At 72.1% G+C, this 17924-nt stretch carries 14 protein-coding genes; 5 read left to right on the top strand and 9 right to left on the bottom strand.

The features are described 5' to 3' along the window. Positions 1 to 29: 29 nt before the first annotated feature. From JQN83_RS18840 to JQN83_RS18825, 4 genes are all read right to left on the bottom strand, one after another. The gene (locus JQN83_RS18840; RefSeq protein ID WP_307799431.1) at positions 30 to 1115 is read right to left on the bottom strand and encodes an arginase family protein; all 1086 of its coding nucleotides are present in this window, start codon (positions 1113 to 1115) and stop codon (positions 30 to 32) included. Positions 1116 to 1179: 64 nt separating this feature from the next. Further along, positions 1180 to 2103 (bottom strand): tetratricopeptide repeat protein, encoded by a 924-nt coding sequence (locus tag JQN83_RS18835; protein ID WP_208568434.1) that lies wholly within the window; start codon positions 2101 to 2103, stop codon positions 1180 to 1182. A gap of 232 nt (positions 2104 to 2335) precedes the next feature. After that, entirely contained in the window at positions 2336 to 4024 is a 1689-nt protein-coding gene (gene icmA / locus JQN83_RS18830; protein ID WP_208568433.1) for a coenzyme B12-dependent isobutyryl-CoA mutase large subunit, read from the bottom strand. A gap of 122 nt (positions 4025 to 4146) precedes the next feature. Next, positions 4147 to 4701, bottom strand: coding sequence for a hypothetical protein (locus tag JQN83_RS18825; RefSeq protein ID WP_208568432.1), 555 nt, complete (start codon positions 4699 to 4701; stop codon positions 4147 to 4149). Positions 4702 to 4815: 114 nt separating this feature from the next. On the opposite strand from JQN83_RS18825, the gene JQN83_RS18820 reads away from it, so the two are divergent. Next, positions 4816 to 5319: a hypothetical protein gene (locus JQN83_RS18820; protein ID WP_208568431.1), complete on the top strand. Its 504-nt coding sequence runs from the start codon at positions 4816 to 4818 to the stop codon at positions 5317 to 5319. Between the two features lie 194 nt (positions 5320 to 5513). On the opposite strand, the gene meaB is transcribed toward JQN83_RS18820, so the two are convergent. Both meaB and JQN83_RS18810 read right to left on the bottom strand, forming a co-directional pair. Then, positions 5514 to 6449 carry a methylmalonyl Co-A mutase-associated GTPase MeaB gene (meaB, locus tag JQN83_RS18815; protein ID WP_244252759.1) on the bottom strand — a complete coding sequence of 312 codons (936 nt, stop codon included), beginning with the start codon at positions 6447 to 6449 and terminating at the stop codon, positions 5514 to 5516. Positions 6450 to 6685: 236 nt separating this feature from the next. Continuing rightward, positions 6686 to 7879, bottom strand: a complete 1194-nt coding sequence (locus JQN83_RS18810) for an acetyl-CoA C-acetyltransferase (protein ID WP_208568429.1) — start codon at positions 7877 to 7879, stop codon at positions 6686 to 6688. 64 nt (positions 7880 to 7943) lie between these two features. On the opposite strand from JQN83_RS18810, the gene mce reads away from it, so the two are divergent. From mce to JQN83_RS18790, 4 genes are all read left to right on the top strand, one after another. Next, a complete protein-coding gene (mce, locus tag JQN83_RS18805) occupies positions 7944 to 8420 on the top strand; it encodes a methylmalonyl-CoA epimerase (protein WP_208568428.1) in 477 nt (158 codons plus the stop codon). 487 nt (positions 8421 to 8907) lie between these two features. Next, positions 8908 to 10173 (top strand): DivIVA domain-containing protein, encoded by a 1266-nt coding sequence (locus JQN83_RS18800; protein WP_208568427.1) that lies wholly within the window; start codon positions 8908 to 8910, stop codon positions 10171 to 10173. Positions 10174 to 10350: 177 nt separating this feature from the next. Next, entirely contained in the window at positions 10351 to 12498 is a 2148-nt protein-coding gene (locus JQN83_RS18795; RefSeq protein ID WP_208568426.1) for a coiled-coil domain-containing protein, read from the top strand. A gap of 472 nt (positions 12499 to 12970) precedes the next feature. Beyond that, entirely contained in the window at positions 12971 to 14170 is a 1200-nt protein-coding gene (locus JQN83_RS18790) for an AI-2E family transporter (protein WP_372444070.1), read from the top strand. A 237-nt stretch (positions 14171 to 14407) separates the two neighbouring features. On the opposite strand, the gene JQN83_RS18785 is transcribed toward JQN83_RS18790, so the two are convergent. The 3 genes from JQN83_RS18785 to JQN83_RS18775 all read right to left on the bottom strand — a co-directional run bounded on the left by JQN83_RS18785 (position 14408) and on the right by JQN83_RS18775 (position 17570). After that, a complete protein-coding gene (locus JQN83_RS18785) occupies positions 14408 to 15208 on the bottom strand; it encodes an alpha/beta hydrolase (RefSeq protein ID WP_208568425.1) in 801 nt (266 codons plus the stop codon). Positions 15209 to 15347: 139 nt separating this feature from the next. After that, positions 15348 to 15674: an Rv1322 family protein gene (locus JQN83_RS18780; protein ID WP_208568424.1), complete on the bottom strand. Its 327-nt coding sequence runs from the start codon at positions 15672 to 15674 to the stop codon at positions 15348 to 15350. A gap of 111 nt (positions 15675 to 15785) precedes the next feature. Next, positions 15786 to 17570 (bottom strand): 3-hydroxyacyl-CoA dehydrogenase, encoded by a 1785-nt coding sequence (locus tag JQN83_RS18775; protein ID WP_208568504.1) that lies wholly within the window; start codon positions 17568 to 17570, stop codon positions 15786 to 15788. Positions 17571 to 17924 lie beyond the last annotated feature (354 nt).

The following is a 17924-nucleotide window of genomic DNA, read 5'->3' as shown; positions in this document are numbered from 1 at the left end:
CGCAACGTCGACCCTTCCGGGGATCGTGCTCAGGCGACCGGCTCTTCGGCACGCCCCGGCACGTCGGCCGGCCCGGAAACAGCCGGCCCGGAGGCGAAGGGCTCGGGGACGGACGGCCCCGGGACGGCTCGTCCGGAGTGGGACGGGCCGGGGTCGGTGGGGTGTGGCTGGGGTGGCAGCAGTCGGGGCGCGACGGCGTCCGTGGCGACCACCGGGGCCAGTCCGGCGACGACCGTGTTGACGATCTCGGCGGCGTACGCACCGTCCGGGTCGTAGTCGGGGTCGAAGACGGTCAGCTCGACGCCGAGGCAGTGCGGGGTATCCACCAGCCCGCCGAGCAGGATCTCCAGCTCGGCGAAGGCGATCCCGCCGGGGTCCGGGGCGTCCACGGCCGGCATCACCGCCGGGTCGAGCACGTCGACGTCGATGTGCACCCAGTAGCCGGCGCAGTCGGCCAGTTGCTCGTGCGCCCACTGGGCGCTGCGGGCGGCGCCCTCGGCGCGCAGGGCCGGCACCGGTCGGGTGGTGATCCCGGCGGCCTGGAGGTCGAGCCGGTACTCGTCCTGTGCCCGGATGCCGAGCACCACCACGTCGATGTCCCGGAAGTACGGTCGGCGCCCCTCGATGGCGGCCAGGTCGGCCTGGCCGCGCCCGGTCACCAGGGCGAGGTCCTCGCCGGCTGCCGCACCCACGTAGGAGGCGTTGCCGGGGTGCCGGAAGTCGGAGTGGCCGTCGACGAAGACCAGCCCGATCCGTCCGCCGACCGCCTCGCCGAGCCGGTGCATGGCCAGCGCCGAGCCGAGCAGCACCGAGCAGTCCCCGCCGAGGACCAGGGGGAACTCGCCCCGGTCGATGATCGCGCCGATCCGGTCGGCCAGCGCCGTCGAGTAGCCGGAGATCTCCCGGGCGTGGCAGACCCCGTCGCCGGGCCGCCAGTCGCCCGGGTCGTACCGGGGGGCGGTGAGGCAGCCGGCGTCCCGGGCGCCCAGTCGGGCCAGCAGCCCGTGGTCGCGCAGCGCGCCGGGGGCCTTGCCGCAGCCGGGGACGGAGGTGGAGGTGGGTGGGCGCAGACCCAGGTTGGTCGGCGCGTCGAGGACGGCGATTCGGCGCATCACAGGCTCCCGTCCTCGATGGGTGGCGGGCCGGCCGGGGGCCGGCCCGCGCGGGGGTGTCAGGGGTTCAGAACAGGGCGCTGGCCAGGGCGCGTCGGGCGGAGGCCACGGCGGGGTCGTCCGGGCCGGCGATGCTGAACAGGGCGATCAGGTGTTGGCGGGCCTTGTCCCGGTCGTCACCGGCGGTCCGCCGGACCACCCCGACCAGCCGCGCGTACGCCTGCTCGGCCATCCCGCTGAGCACCTCGATGTCGGCGGCGAGCAGCTGGGCGTCGACGTCGTCGGGGTTGGCCTGCGCGGCGGCGAGGGCGGCCTGCGGGTCCGCGCCGGCGACCCGCCGGGCCACCCCGACCTGGGCCAGCCCGGCCTCGGCTGCGGCGTCCGCCGGGGACTCGGCGAGGATCTTGCGGTACGCCTGCTCGGCGGCGTCCAGGTCGCCGCTCATCAACGCGTCGTCGGCCTCGTCGAGGCGCGGGTCCTCCGGCTCGGCCACGGTGACGCCACCGGCCTTGAGCACGGCGGCGAGCCACTGGCGCAGCTGGGGCTCGGGGATCACCCCGGGGAAGGCGTCGATGGGCCGCCCGCCGACGATCGCGTAGACGGTGGGGATGGCCTGGATCTGGAACATCTGCGCGATCCGCGGGTTTCCCTGGACGTCGACCCGGGCGAGGACCCACTGGCCGGCGCCCTCGGCCGCCAACCGCTCCAGCACCGGGGCGAACTGGTCGCTGTCCGGGTAGCCGGCCGCGCCGAAGAAGACCACCACGGGTGTGGTCATCGACCGTTCCAGCACCTCGGACTGGATGTTCGCCTCGGTCACGTCGAGCGCGGCGGCGGCGCCACCTGTGGCGGGACCGCCCGGCAGGCCGGTGGAGGCACCGGTCTGGCTCGGTGTGGCGGGACGGGAACTGGCCGGGGCGGTGCCGCGCAGCGCGCTGAGGTCGACCGCGCCGCGGGTGAAGATCGACGAGGTGATCCGTGGGTCGCTCATGGTTGTCTAGTCTCGCACGATCCCCACCGTCCCCGGCTCAGCCACAACGCCCACAGTTGCCACTCTCACCTCCCGTTCTCCCCTCCCACCCCCACCCCCCACTCCCGCCCCCCACCCTCCGCCCCCACCCCGTCGATCATGGAGTTGTGGTGGGCGTAGCGCCCCTTTTATGAGGCTCTGCCACCACCACAACTCCATGATCGACCGAGGGTGGGCTCGGGGGTGGGGTGGGTCAGAAGCGGGCGGGTTCGCGGTAGGTGCCCCATTCGGCGCGCAGGGCGTCGCAGATCTCGCCGAGGGTGGCTTCGGCGCGGACGGCGTCGAGCATGGGCGGGATCATGTTGCCGCCGGTGCGGCTGACCTCGACCATGCGCTGCACCGCCGCCGTCACCGCGGCGTCGTCACGGGCGGCCTTGCGCTCGGCGAGGACCCGGCGCTGCTCCAGCTCCACCTCGTGCGAGATGCGCAGGATCTCCAGCTCCTTGGCGGTCGTGCCGGTGTGGCAGTTGACCCCGACGATCTTCTTGTCGCCCTTTTCCAGCGCCTGCTGGTAGGTGAAGGCCGACTCGGCGATGTGCCCGGTGAACCAGCCGTCCTCGATGCCGCGCAGGATGCCGGAGGTCATCGGGCCGATCTGGTGCGGGCCCTCGCCGCCGAGCTGCCGGATCCGGGCGAAGATCGCCTCCGCCTCGGCCTCGATGGCGTCGGTGAGCGCCTCGACGTACCAGGAACCGCCGAGCGGGTCGGCCACGTTGGTCACCCCGATCTCCTCCATCAGCACCTGCTGGGTACGCAGGGCGATCTCGGCCGATTCGTCGGTGGGCAGGGCCAGGGTCTCGTCGAGGGCGTTGGTGTGCAGCGAGTTGGTGCCGCCGAGCACGGCGGCGAGGGCCTCCACGGCGGTGCGTACCACGTTGTTGACCGGTTGTTGCGCGGTCAGCGACACCCCGGCGGTCTGGGTGTGGAACCGCAGCCAGAGGGCCTTCTCACTGGTCGCGCCGTAGACGTCGCGCAGCCAGCGGGCCCAGATCCGGCGGGCGGCCCGGAACTTGGCGATCTCCTCGAAGAAGTCCAGGTGCGCGTCGAAGAAGAAGCTCAGCCCGGGGGCGAAGACGTTGACGTCCAACCCCCGCGAGAGCCCCAGCTCGACGTAGCCGAACCCGTCGGCCAGGGTGTACGCCAGCTCCTGCGCGGCGGTGGAACCGGCCTCGCGGATGTGGTAGCCGGAGACCGACAGCGGCTTGTAGCGGGGGATCTCGGCGGCGCAGTATTCCATCAGGTCGCCGATCAGGCGCAGGTGCGGCTCGGGGTCGAACAGCCACTCCTTCTGCGCGATGTACTCCTTGAAGATGTCGGTCTGCAACGTGCCGTCCAGCCGGGACAGGTCGACGCCCTGCCGCTCGGCGGCGACCAGGTACATGCAGAACACCGGCACCGCCGGCCCGGAGATCGTCATCGAGGTGGTGACGCCGGCCAGGTCGATGCCGTCGAAGAGCGTCTCCATGTCGGCTGCGGTGTCCACCGCGACCCCGCAGTGGCCGACCTCGCCGAGCGCCTGCGGGTCGTCGGAGTCGCGCCCCATCAGGGTCGGCATGTCGAACGCGACGGAGAGCCCACCGCCGCCCGCGCCGAGGATCATCTTGTACCGCTCGTTGGTCTGCTGGGCGTTGCCGAAGCCGGCGAACTGCCGGATCGTCCAGGCCCGACCGCGGTAGCCGGTCGGGTGCAACCCCCGGGTGTACGGGAACTCGCCCGGCCAGCCGATCCGTTCGAACCCGGGGTAGGCGGTGCCCTCGGGCGGCCCGTACACCGGTTGCACGGTGGTGCCGGACAGGGTGGTGAAGTCCGCGTCCCGCTTGCGCGCGGCGTCGTACCGGGCCTGCCAGCGTGCCCGTCCGGCGGCGATCTCGTCGGCGTTCATCCGCGGGGCTCCTCCTCGAGTCCTCGACCGAACCCCGAGTGTAGAACGAAGCCTGAACGATCGCTAAGGAAGCTCGTACCCGCCGGTAGCCCGCCGAGCACCGTGCAGGGAGGCGAGCAGAGTCAGGCCGCCGGCAGTGCGGGCACCTCGAAGTCGTAGGTGAAGCTGTCCAGCGCGACCTTGACGAGCACCCGACTCGCCTTCGTGACCTTCTCCCTGCCGGCACAGATCAATTCCGTCTGCCAGTTGGAAGTCGCCGGCAGGCCCGGCGGGCGGGACGCAACTTCACCCAACTCCACCTGACGGCACTCACCCTTCTTTCCGGCAGCGTCGCGCAGGCCGTACCGGGCGCCCTTCGGGCCGACCACGTCGAAGCGCACTTCGGCCGAAGCACTACGCACGGCCACGACACGGACGGCGTCGGGGCCGAAGACGGGAAGCTCGCTCGGGACCTCGGACACCGCCTGCCGGGGAGTCTCCGAGACTTCCGTGGCGGGCGAAGAATCAGGAGAAGCATCTTCCGGCCCCGCGGAACAACCTACGAGGGAAACGGTGACGCTAAGCGACAATCCAAATAAAAGCAAGATCCCCGAAACTCTGTCTTTCATTGTCACCCGTTTCGCATTAATAGCTTTTTCGCGATGATACAGAATGGGCCTGAGCAAGTCAAGGGACAACGATGCCGACCTTCCCCTGATATCTTGGCGGCATTCGCGGCGGCCTAATCAAAGAGCCGCCCCGCGCATCCACGGGGAGACAGCTTGAACTTCAGGAAACGTATGTTGAGTGTCGTGTCGGCGATTGCGGTTCTGCCGCTGCCCGTGGTGGCCCTCCAGGCCCCGGCCCTGGCAGGTCCGCAGGGCTGCCCGGCCGAGGGTGAGAACCCGCTCTACACCTTCACCAACATCAGCAAGTCGACGCGGCCGACCGACGTCTACAGCGCCTACATCACTGGCCCCGGCACCATCTCCTACAGCGAGAACGAGACCGCCAACGTCGCCGCGACGGCGTCGGCGACGGTATCCGCCGAAGCCGGCGTCGTTTTCGCGAAGGCGAGCACGTCCATCGGGGTGTCGGTGACAGCCGGACGCTCATGGACTGCCGGCTTCAGTTACGCCCTGGAAGTGCCGAGTGGGCAACGTCGCAGGATGCGGCTCTTTCAGGAGTCTCGCTCTTTTGTGGTGAAGAAGCAGACCTGGAACGTCGCGCAGTGCAAATTCCTCACCAACTATTCGGGAGCCAGCGCGAACGCTCCCCGAACCGCCCGGGTCGACGAATGGAAGCTCGAGTCCTGAGGACCGGCCGCTGACCCTGGCAGATCATTGCCGGCGGAAGCAGAAATGCAGCGAGGGTACGGCTGATCGGCCGGAAATGCTCCGGCGACCGATCGGCCGTACCCTCGTGCCGGACCACTTCCGCGTCAGATCTTGCGTGGCCCGGGCACCACCGAATTCCACCGTGTGTCAGGCGCGTGCCCCGGGTGGACGGCTCAGGTGCCGATCTGGGCGAGCAGTTCGTCGGCCGCCGCGTACGGGTCGAGGGCCCCCTCGGCGACCTTCGCGGCGAGCGCCGGCAACTCCGTACCGTCGCGCAGGGAGCCGATGCGGGCGCGCAGGGTGCCCAGCGCGATCGCCTCGATCTCGGCGGCGGCCCGCTTCTCCCGACGCAGGCGGAGCTGGTCGTGCTGCTCCAGCCAGGCACGGTGCTTGTCGATCGCGGCGGCGATGTCGTCGATCCCCTCGCCGCGGGCGGCGATCGACCGCACCACCTGCGGACGCCACTGCCCCGGCCCACGCTCGCCCAACGCGATCATGCCCTGGATGTCCCGGACGGTGTTGTCGGCACCGTCGCGGTCGGCCTTGTTGACCACGAAGACGTCGGCGATCTCCAGGATGCCGGCCTTGACCGCCTGGATCGCGTCACCCATCCCCGGGGCGAGCAGCACCAGCGTGGTGTCGGCGAGTGACGCCACCTCGACCTCGACCTGGCCGACCCCGACGGTCTCCACCAGCACCACGTCGCAGCCGGCGCCCTCCAGCACCCGGACCGCCTGCGGGGTCGCCGACGACAGCCCACCGAGGTGCCCCCGGCTGGACATCGACCGGATGTAGACGCCCGGGTCGGTGGCGTGGTCCTGCATCCGGACCCGGTCGCCGAGGATCGCGCCGCCGGTGAACGGGCTGGACGGGTCGATGGCCAGCACCCCGACCCGGTGCCCACCCGCCCGCAACGCCCGGACCAGCTCGTTGGTGGTGGTCGACTTGCCCACCCCTGGGGAGCCGGTCAACCCGACCACCTGGGCCTGCCCCGCATAGGGCGCGAGCGCCGCCGCCACCTGCGGCAGCATCTCGTCACCGGACTCGACCAGGGTGATCAGCCGGGCCACCGCCCGGGGGTCACCCTGGCGTGCCCTCTCCACCAGCATCGGTACGTCCCGACTGCGGCGCACCGGGACAGCGGCGGGGGTGGGGGCGTTCTCGACACTCACCGGGTCACCTTCGCCCACGACTGCGGTGCTCGCCAACCCCACTCACTCCTCGCACTCACACGCCCACCTCACCCGACGACCGTGAGCCGGGAAGTTCCCGCCCCCGACCGCTGTCTTCGCCGCACCGACCCGGACCCGCGACCACGCTCCGCGCCATCCGGCCCGACGGCCGGTCAGTTCCCGGTGTCGGCGGGTACGTGGATGATCAGGGCGTCACCCTGGCCACCGCCGCCGCACAGCGCCGCCGCGCCGGTGCCACCACCACGACGCTGGAGTTCCAGCGCGAGGGTGAGCACCAGCCGGGCCCCGGACATGCCGATCGGGTGCCCGAGCGCGATCGCCCCACCGTTGACGTTGACCTTGTCGGTGCTGACGCCGAGGTCCCGCGTGGACTGGATGCCGACCTGGGCGAACGCCTCGTTGATCTCGATGAGGTCGAGGTCCTCGACGCTCAGGCCGCCCTTCTTCAGGGCGTGCTGGATGGCGTTCGACGGCTGCGAGTGCAGGGAGTTGTCCGGGCCGGCCACGTTGCCGTGCGCGCCGATCTCGGCCAACCAGGTCAGGCCCAACTCGTTCGCCTTGGCTTTGCTCATCACCACCACGGCCGCCGCGCCGTCCGAGATCGGCGACGAGGTGCCGGCGGTGATCGTGCCGTCCTTGGCGAACGCCGGGCGCAACTTCGCCAGCGACTCGACGGTGGTGTCCGGGCGGATGCCCTCGTCCTCGCTGATCACCAGCGGGTCGCCCTTGCGCTGCGGGATGACCACCGGGGTGATCTCGTCGGCGAAGTGACCGTTCTTCTGCGCGGCGGCGGCCCGCTGGTGGCTGGCCGCCGCGAACGCGTCCTGCTCCTCGCGGGTGATCCCGTGCCGTCCGCCGAGCCGCTCGGTGGACTCCCCCATCGAGCAGCAGTCCCAGGCGTCGCTGAGCCCGTCGTGGGCCATGTGGTCCTTGACCGTCACGTCGCCGTACTTGTAACCGGCGCGCTGGCCGAGCAGCAGGTGCGGGGCGTTGGTCATCGACTCCATGCCACCGGCCACCACGATGTCGAACTCACCGGCCCGGATGAGCTGGTCGGCCAGGGCGATCGCATCCAGGCCGGAGAGGCACACCTTGTTGATGGTCAGCGCCGGCACCGACATCGGGACGCCCGCCTCCACCGCCGCCTGCCGGGCCGGGATCTGCCCCGCACCGGCCTGGAGCACCTGACCCATGATCACGTACTGCACCTGGTCCGGGGCCACCCCGGCGCGCTCCAGCGCCGCCTTGATCGCGATGCCGCCGAGCTTCGTCGCCGGGAGGTCCTTGAGGTTGCCCAGCAGCCGGCCCATCGGGGTCCGCGCGCCGCTGACGATCACCGATGCCACTGCCTGCCTCCGAGGGGGGGTACCAACCTGTACGCCTTAACGCCTGTTCGGCCAGACTAGCGGCATGGCTGAAAACTCCTCCGTCGAGCCCGCTGCCGACTACGTCACAGACATCGGGCTGCTCCGTATCGATCACGTCGGGGTCGCGGTCGCCGACCTCGACGCCGCGATCGACTTCTATCAGCGCACCTTCGGGATGCGCTGCATACACCAGGAGACCAACACCGAGCAGGGGGTACGCGAAGCGATGCTGGCCGTCGGCCCGACCGCCGAGGGCGGCTGCGTGCAGCTGCTCGCCCCGTTGTCGCCGGAGTCGACCATCGCCAAGTTCCTCGACCGCAACGGACCCGGGGTGCAGCAGGTGGCGTACACGGTCGCCGACATCGACGCGGCCTGCGCGACCCTGCGCGAACGTGGCGTACGACTGCTCTACGACACCCCGAAGCGCGGCACCGCCAACTCCCGGGTCAACTTCGTCCACCCCAAGGCCGCCGGCGGCGTCCTCGTCGAACTCGTCCAACCCGCCACCACCCCCCACTAACCCCACCCCCTCCCTCCCCCCGCCCCCGCTCCCCCGCTCCCCCACTCCACCCGGCCCGCCCTGCCTCGCCCCGCCCTGGCCTACTTCGTCCCGGTGATCAAGAGGTTTGCGTCAGATCTGGAGATCAAACTGACCTAAACCTCTTGATCACCAGGGCCGGGCCGGGTGGGGCGGGCCGGTGGGCGGGGCCGGGTGGGGCGGTTGGGGGTGTGGGTGGGAGGGGTGGTGGGGTGGGGTGGGATTGGGTTTTGGGCGGGGGTGGTGGGCGTATTGCGGTGGCTTGCCAATTGGGGGTGGTGGAAAGGGCGCCGGGGGCGGTGGCGGGGCCTCAGTTTCGTTACTTCGCGTGACGGCGGGTCCGCCCGGACCTGCCAAGATCGCCGTTTGGGCGGGGCCGACGGGACGACCCGGTGGACCCTGTAAAGAGGACACGAAAGCTCGGCACCGCTCTTGCGAACGACCCCGGGGGGTCTGCAAGTATGTCCCAATGCCCCAGCAGCAGTCCTCCCCTCTCGCGTTCTTCGATAACGCGAACTCGCAGCCGGACTTCACGGTCGGCCTACGCGGCTACAACACCCACCAGGTCGACGACTTTCTCGGCCGGATGACGGCCGCGCTGACCCAGTCGGAGCAGGCCCGCGCCGAGGCCGAGCAGCGGATGAACGACGCCCAGCGTCGACTTCGCCAGGCCGAGCAGCGGCAGGCCGCGCTCGAGCAGAAGCTCACCGACACCAACAAGCAGCTCGAGGAGAACAGCCGGCCGACCCTCTCCGGTCTCGGTACCCGGGTCGAGCAGATCCTCCGGCTGGCCGAGGAGCAGGCCAACGACCACCGCAACGAGGCCAAGCGCGAGTCGGAAGGGATCCTCTCCGCTGCCCGGCTGGAGGCGCGGGAGATCACCGACAAGGCGCGCGCCGAAGCCGCCGCGATGAAGGCCACCGCCGAGCGGGAGGCCGGCACCGTCCGTACCGCCGCCGAGCGGGAGGCCGCCGAGGCCCGGGTGCAGGCCCGCCGGGAGGCCGACACGCTGCGCGCCGACGCCGACCGGGAGACCAAGCAGCTGCGTACGGTCACCGCGCACGAGGTGGCCGAGCTGAAGTCGACCGTCGAGCGGGAGGTCGCCACCCTGCGCGCCACCGCCGAGCGGGAGATCACCCAGCAGCGGGCGAAGGCCGCCCGGGAGGCCGAGGAGAAGCGCGCCGAGGCGACGAAGCTGCTCACCGACGCCCGTGACAAGCGGGACAAGGACCTCCAGGCCCTGGAGCTCCAGCTCGCCGAGCGCCGGGAGAAGGCCGAGCGCGAGGAGTCCGAGCGGCACGCCGCCCAGGTGGCGCAGACCCAGAAGCTGGTCGGCGAGGCTGAGCAGCGGGCCCGGGCCGCCCAGGAGCGGGCCAAGGAGATCGAGCAGCGCGCCGAGGCCCGCCGGGTCGAGTCCGAGCGCACCGCCAACGAGACCGTCGACAAGGCCAAGGCGCTGTCCGAGAAGACCCTCAACGAGGCCAAGGCCGAAGCGAAGCGGCTGCTCACCGAAGCGCGCACCGAGGCGGACCTGACCACCCAGGCGGCCCGCCGCGAGGTGGAGGACCTCACCCGCCAGAAGGACGCGGTCACCTCGCAGCTCGGTCAGATGCTCTCCGGCCTGGCCGGGATCGTGCCGGGCGTTCCGGCCCAGCAGCCGGCCGCCGCGCCGGCCAAGTCGGAGCCGGCCAAGGCCGACGCCGACTCGCGGGCCGCCGCGGAGACCGCCAGCTGACCGGCTGCACCGACGGGGCATGTGTCACGGCGCGGGATGACACCGGGTAACCGGTGGACCCCCGCGCCGTACGCGTTCCGGCCCTGTGACACCCTGTCGCGCGACCACAGTGAAACAGCTCCCCACAGCGGCGTCCGTATCGCCCCCGGAGGGCAGGATGCGTGTGAGGATGGGGGCATGTCGCACGGCGAGGAACTGTTCGCTCTCGGCGGGGACGTGACGACGGAGCCCAGCTTCGAGTCCGCCCTGCGTGGATACGACAAACGACAGGTCGACCGGTACGTCGCTCGTGCAGAGCACGAGATCACCACCCTGACGGGTGAGCGGGAGCAGGCGTACACCCAGATCCACAAGCTGGCCGGCCAGGTCGAGCATCTCCAGCGGGATCTCGCCCAGGTGCGCAAGCAGATCGGCGTGGTGGACCGGGCCTCCTTCAAGCACCTCGGCCCCCGGGTCGAGCAGATCCTCGCCCTCGCTGAAGAACAGGCGGACGCCATCCTGGCCGCCGCCAACGAGGAGATCGAGGCCCGCCGGGCCGCCGCCGAACACATCATCGACGAGGCCCGTGAGCAGGCCGCCCGGGCGCTCAAGGACTTCGAGATCGCCCTCGCCGCGCGGCGTGCCGAGGAGGAACGGCACACCACGGCCCGCAAGGCCGAGGCGGACGCCGCCGTGCGTACGGCGAAGGAGGAGGCCGCCCGGCTGCGGGCCACCGCCAAGGACGAGTCGACTCTGCTGCGGGCCACCGCCGAGGACGAGTCCAACCGGCTGCGGGCCACGGCCCAGGAGGCTCTGAGCCGCGCCCAGCAGGAGGCCACCCAGCTGCGCGACACCGCTCGGGAGATCCACACCCGGGCCCAGCAGGAGGCCGCGAAGCTGCGTGAGGCGGCCAAGGCGGCGCTGGCCACAGCCCAGAAGGAGGCCACCGACCTGCGTGAGGCCGCCAAGGAGGTGCACACCAAGGCGCAGCAGGAGGCCCGGCGGCTCACCGAGTCGGCCACCGAGGCCAGCCGGGCCACCCGAGCCAAGGCGCTCCAGGAGGCCAAGCAGGTCACCGACGACGCCGAGGGGGCGGCAAAGGCGACCCGGACCCGGTCCCAGCAGGAGGCGCACCGGCTGACCACCGAGGCGACCGAGGCGGCGCAGCGCAGCCGGGCCGAGGCCGAGGCGTACGTGCAGCGGATGCGCACCGAGACCGAGGCGTACGTGCAGCAGTCCCGCGCCCAGACGCAGCAGGAGCTGGGTGCCTGGCGCGCGGGGGTGGAGCAGGAGGTCAACGGCCGGCGGGAGGCCGCCGACCGGGAGCTGGCCCAGCGTCGCGCCGCCGCCGAGCAGGAGTTCGCCAAGCGCCGCGACGAGCTGGACCGCAAGCACCAGACCCGGCACAACGAGCTGGAGCAGCAGCACCGGACCCGGCAGGAGGAGCTGGAGCGGGAGTGGGCCGCCCGGCGTGACGAGATCGAGCAGGGCGCGGCGGAGATCCGCCGCTCCGCCGAGGCGGACGCGGCGACGCTGCGCCGGCAGGCCGAGCAGGAGACCGGCGAGCTGCGTCGGCGGGTCGAGCAGGAGACCGCCGAGTTGCTCGACCGGGCCGAACGGGAGAGCACCGACAAGCGTCGCCAGGCTGACGAGCACGTCGCCGCCTCGCGTCGGCAGTTCGACGAGTACGCGGCCACCACCCAGCAGCACCTCGCCACCACCCAGCAGCACCTCGCCACCACCCAGCAGGAGGCAGCGGCCGGCCGGCAGCAGCTCGCCCGGGTGATGTTGGAGATCGCCCAGGCTCAGCAGCAGCTCGCCGACCTGCGTCAGGAAACCTGGCAGGCGCGGCAGGAGCACGACGAGGTGCAGCGGGACGTCACCGCGCTCCGGATGCACGCCGCGACGCCGGTGGGCCCCGACGCGGTGGCACCGTCACCGGACGGCGACCGGCCCGGGGCTGGCGTACGCGGTAACGGCACGAAGCCGAAGCCGAAGCCGACCCCTGGCACCGGCGAGCCGGCACCGGAGCCGGTGAGTGCCGGCGGCAGGCCGGATTCAGCCGTGGCGGTCACGAAGCCGACGGGTGCCCCGGCCGCCAACGGCACCCGACCGGATGGCACGGGTACGAAGCCCAAGGCGGAGCCGGTGACCACGGTGGATGGTGGGACGGCCAGCGCCGGGGTGGACGGCGAACCGACCGTCGCCGCGGTCCCCGGCACCGCCGGCCGGGAGGCCACCCCGACAAAGATCACCAGTACCGGTGAGAACGGCAAGCGACCCACCAAGCCGACCACCGACGAGCGCAGCGCCACCCCGAGCACGGTGACCGTCGAGTCCGAGTGACCACGAACCGCGCGACCGCGAACCGCGCGACCGCAAACCGGGTGACCACGAACCGCGCGACCGCGAACCGCGCGACTGCGAACCGGGTGACTGCGAACCGTAGGTGCGCTGCCGGGTGACCCGGGGTGGCTGGCGGCACCGGACCCCACTACCCTGCGGGCGGAGGCCCGTACGGTAGGTGTTCACCGGACGGCATGGTGATCCACTCCGGTGAGCAGCGCCGGGGCGGAACTGGGGAGGCTCGGTGGCACAGCACGACCCGGCACGCGACGACGTGACGGGGGACGACACCCCTGCCGGCGGACCGTCGGACCGTTCGGGGGTGGCACCGGCCGCGGACCGTTCGAGGGCTGTACCGGCGGCGGACCGCACCGGTACGACGGACCAGATCACGGGCGGGGCGTCGTCCACCGCCCTGGCCGGCGCGGCGAGCCCCGGGCCGGTCGCCGACTCCCGCACAGCTTCCGACACCATCGAAGACCCCACCACCACCGAGGACACCGGCACCGCCAGGGACACCGCCACCGCCGTGGACACCGGCACCGCCGTCGGGGCGAAGGCAGCGGCGGGTGCCGCGACGGAGCAGGTCGAGCCGGGGGAACCCGGGTCGGTTGCCACCGGTTCGGGACGGTTCGGTCGGCCCGGCCGGCCACTGCGCCGCAGCAGCTTCCTGGTCGGCTTCACCGGCGCGCTCGGCGTGCTGCTGGCGTACACCGTGTTTCTGGGCATCCGCAATGCCAGCGGGATCCTGGTGCTGGTGGTGATCGCGCTCTTTCTGGCGGTGGGGCTCAACCCGGCGGTGGTGCGGCTGCGCCGTTGGGGGCTGCCGCACGGCCTGGCCGTGACGGTGGTGGTGCTGACCCTGGTGCTGCTGATCATCGCGGGGCTGGTGGCGTTGGTGCCGCCGGTGGTGACCCAGACCGGGCAGTTCATCGAACAACTACCCAGCTATGTCGAGGAGCTGCGCCGCAACCGTACCGTCAACGACCTGGTGGTGCGGTACGACGTGATGCAGCGGGTGCAGGAGCTGGCCAACGCCGACACCGTCGGTCGGGCGCTCGGCGGGGTCCTCGGCGGCGCCCAGTTGATCTTCGGCACCCTCTTCCGGGTGCTCACCGTGCTGGTGCTGACCATCTACTTCCTGGCCTACTTCGACAAGCTGCGTGACCTCGGGTACGCGCTGGTGCCGAGGTCCCGCCGGCAACGGGTCAGCCTGATCGGCGACGAGATCCTGACCAAGGTCGGCGCGTACATGGTGGGGGCGCTGAGCATCGCCGTGCTGGCCGGCGCGACCACTTTCGTCTTCGCCCTGGTCGTCGAGCTGCCCTACCCGTTCGCGCTGGCCGTGGTGGTGGCGGTGACCGACCTGATCCCGCAGATCGGGGCCACCCTCGGCGCGGTGATCGTGAGCCTGGTCGGGTTCGCCACCGGGCTGCCGGTCGGCATCGCCTGCGTGGTCTTCTTCGTGCTCTACCAGCAGGTGGAGAACTATCTCATCTACCCCAAGATCATGCGAAGGTCGGTGGAGGTCAACGAGGTGGCCGCCCTGCTCGCCGCACTGCTCGGGGTGGCGCTGATGGGTGTGGTCGGCGCGTTGATCGCCATCCCGGTGGTGGCCGCCCTCCAACTGATCCTGCGCGAGGTGGTGCTCCCCCGCCAGGAACGCCGCTGACCAGGCCCATCCCGGCCCGCCCCACCCGGACAACCCCCACGCCCAGCCCGCCGGGTTCCGGCCACAACAACAATGTTGTAGTGGCATCCTGCGGCCAGGAGGCCACTACAACATGGATCGAGCACGATCTTGGACCGCCGCACGCGGTCAGGGAAGGCGGAGCGGGCGGCGGGAGGGCAGGGCGGCAGGAGGGGAAGAACGGCGGGAGGCGGGGCGGCGGGAGGGGTGGGGCGGGCCTCAGCCGGCGGCGGGACCCGGCACGGGGGTGTCGGCGAAGGCGGCCACCGTGCGGTCGGCGTACGCACTGACGTCTCCGGTCTCCATCGGGCCGTCCCAGCTCGTCGGCAGCGGCAGCGGCACCGCCGGGTTCACCCGCCGGACGATCTCGTCGAGCACCCGCTCGGCGTCGCCCACCCAGAGGTGCTTGGCCCCGGGCACCCCGACCACCTCGGCCTGCGGCACCGCCGCGAAGCGTTCCCGAGCCTCGTCGGGGCGCAGGTAGTCGTCGAACTCGGGCACCAGCGCGGTCAGCGGCCGGCCCGACTCCGCCCAGACGGCCAGGTCCGCAGGGTTCGAGAAACGCAACGGCGGGGAGAGCAGGATCGCCCCGGCCACCGCCGGGTCGCAACCGTACTTGAGGGTCAGGTCGGTGCCGAACGACCAGCCCACCAGCCAGACGTTCGGCAGCTCGTGGAACTCGGCGTACTCGATCGCGGCGGCGACGTCGAAGCGCTCGCCCACCGCGTTGTCGAAGGCCCCCTCGCTGGTGCCCCGGACGCTGCTGGTGCCCCGGGTGTTGAACCGGAGCACCGCCAGGTCGGCCAGGGCGGGCAACCGCCAGGCCGCCTTGCGGAAGACGTGGCTGTCCATCATCCCGCCGTGGGTGGGCAGCGGGTGCAGACAGACCAGGGTGCCCGCCGGGTCCCGGTCGGCCGGGCGGGCCAGCTCGCCGACGAGGCGCAGGCCGTCGGCGGTGTGCAGCTCGATGTCCTCCCGGTGGCCGGGCAGGATCGACGACGCGCGGATCGGTGTGCTCACCGCCCAAGTCTGCCGCGAAGTCGTCGCCGCCGCGCGCCCGGGGCGCAACCGGGGTGACCAGGATCGCCCGACCGGCCCCACCGGCCGCCGCCCACCGGGAATCCGCCGGCCGGCGGGCAGCGCCCGTCGGCCGGGCCGGTCAGCCGTAGCGGGGTGCGCCCCGGCCGCGCAGCAGGTTGGGCCCCCGCCGGTCCCGGGCCCGCCAACAGCCGCTGTGCCAGTGCCGCCGGTCGGTCAGGTCGCCCGCGCCGTCGGCCGGCCAGGCCACCAGGTGCGCCACCCCGGGTCGGATCTCCTGGTCACATCCGGGGCAGCGGTACGTCTTGACCGACGCCCCGCCGCTGATCCCGCGTACCTGCCACTCGCCGTCGCGCCACTGCTGCACCGATTCCACGCCGTGGCGGGCCCGGTCGGCGTCCAACTGGGTGGTGTCCTCGCGGCGGGGACGGTTGCGACGGGGGCTCACCTTGCCAAGGTTACGGTCAGTTCCCGGGCTGCTGCGCGGTGAGGTACGCCGCCCGGCCCGACAGCGGTGCGGCGGTCCGGATCAGCGGTGGGTGGCCGACCGTCGCCCCGGTCAGCGCCCGGAGTGGTCCCGGAAGCCCCGGCCGGACCGGTGACCCAGGTAACCGGCGGTGACCAGGTGTTCCAGCAGCGGCGCGGGGGCGAGGCCCGGCTCGCGCTGCTCCCGGTACACCGCCCGCTGGCCCGCCAGCGCCACGTCCAGGCCGATCGCGTCGAGCACCTCGAACGGGCCCGTCGGGTAACCACAGCCGAGCTTCATCGCGTGGTCGATGTCGTCGACGGAGGCGTAGCCCGCCTCCAGCATCCGCACCGCGTCGTTCAGGTAGGGCAGGAGCAGCGCGTCGACCACGAAGCCGGCCCGGTCGCCACAGACCACCGTGGTCCGGCCGAGCGCGGCGCAGACCGCGGTGGCGGTGGCGGTGGCCTCCGCCGAGGTACGGATGGTGCGTACCACCTCGACGAGCGGTCGCCTCGCCGCCGGGTCGGGGAAGTGCAGGCCGAGCACGTCGGCCGGACGCTGGGTGGCCATCGCCACCTCGATCACCGGCAGCGACGAGGTGGTGGTGGCGAGCAGCACGCCCGGCTTGCAGACCTCGTCGAGGCGGGCGAACAGGGCCTGTTTGACGCTCGACTCCTCGGCCACCGCCTCGACCACCAGGTCGACGTCGGCGAGCTGTTCCAGGGTGGCCGACCGGGTGATCCGGGCCAGGGTCGCCTCGTGGTCGGCCGCGTCGAGCGCGCCCCGGGCCACGTCCTCGTCGAGCGCGGTCCGGACCGTGTCGGAGATCCCGGCCGACGAGCCGGTGTCGCCGTCCACCGAGAGCACCGGGTAGCCGGCCCGGGCGAAGACCTCGACGAGGCCGGCCGCCAGCGCCCCCGCCCCGACCACGCCGACCGTGGTCACCGGCGCGCTGTCGGGCACCGTCCGCGTCGGGGCCGGCGTCTGCCCGTCGGGTACGACCTTCGCAGAGCCCGGTTTGTCATAGGTGTAGAAGCCGCGTCCGGACTTGCGCCCGAGCAACCCGGCGGTGACCATCTGCCTGATCAGCGGTGTCGGGGCGTGCCGCCGGTCCCGTCCGCCGTGCCGGTACATGGTGTTGAGGATCTCGTACGCGGTGTCCAGGCCGATCAGGTCCAGCAGGGCGAGCGGGCCCATCGGCAGGCCGCAACCGAGCTTCATCGCGAGGTCGATGTCCTCCCGGGTGGCGTACCGGGCCTCGACCATGCCGACCGCCTGGTTGAGGTAGCCGAACAGCAGGGCGTTGGCGATGAAGCCGGCCCGGTCGCTGATCGTGACGTCGACCTTGCCGAGCCGGGCGCAGAGCGCCTCGACGTCGTCGACCACGTCGGCGGCGGTGACCACCGTACGAACCACCTCGACCAGCTTCATCACCGGCGCCGGATTGAAGAAGTGCAGGCCGACGACCTGCTGGGGCCGGTCGGTGGCGACCGCGATGTCGGTGACGCTCAGCGAGGAGGTGTTGGTGGCCAGGATGGTGTCGGGCCGGCAGATCCGGTCCAGCTCGGCGAAGAGCCGTCGCTTCAGGTCGAGGTGTTCGGGCACCGCCTCGACCACCAGGTCCACCGCGTGCAGCGCCTCCAGCCCGACCTGGAAGTCGACCCGGGAGTGCAGGGCGTCCCGGTCGGTCTCGGCCAGCTTGCCCTTGGCCACCGCCCGGTCGGTCGACCGCGCGAGGGTGGCCCGGCCCCGCGCCAGGGCCGGCTCGGAGACCTCCACCGCGACCACGTCGACACCGTTGCGGGCGAACACCTCGACGATGCCGGCACCCATGGTGCCCAGACCGACCACGCCCACCCTGGTGAACTCCCGCGCCACGACCGGCCTCCCCTGGTTGACTCCGCCGCCGCCGACACGGACGGACGCTGCGCACATGAACGAACGCTAAGGTTATCCGTCGGAGTGTGCCACGCGGCGGTGCGCCGTCGCGACGCCCTGGGAGATTTCCCGCACCCGGCCGGGGCCGCCCCGCCGCACCGGTCGGGCCGCGTCGTCGAACCCATCGGGGCCGCGTCGTCGAACCCATCGGGCCGCGCCGCCGCATTGGTCAGTGCCGTCGCACCAGCCAGGGCCGCGCCGCCGAACCAGTCAGGGCCGTCTCACCAGTCCGGGCCGCCGCACCAGCCAGTGCCGTCGCACCAGCCAGGGCCGCACCGTCGCACCGGCCGGGGT

Origin of the sequence: Micromonospora antibiotica, assembly GCF_017599305.1 — a bacterium.
Taxonomy (GTDB): domain Bacteria; phylum Actinomycetota; class Actinomycetes; order Mycobacteriales; family Micromonosporaceae; genus Micromonospora; species Micromonospora antibiotica.
Note: the sequence above shows the minus strand (reverse complement) of the source record. Positions and strands in the feature narration are given on the sequence as shown.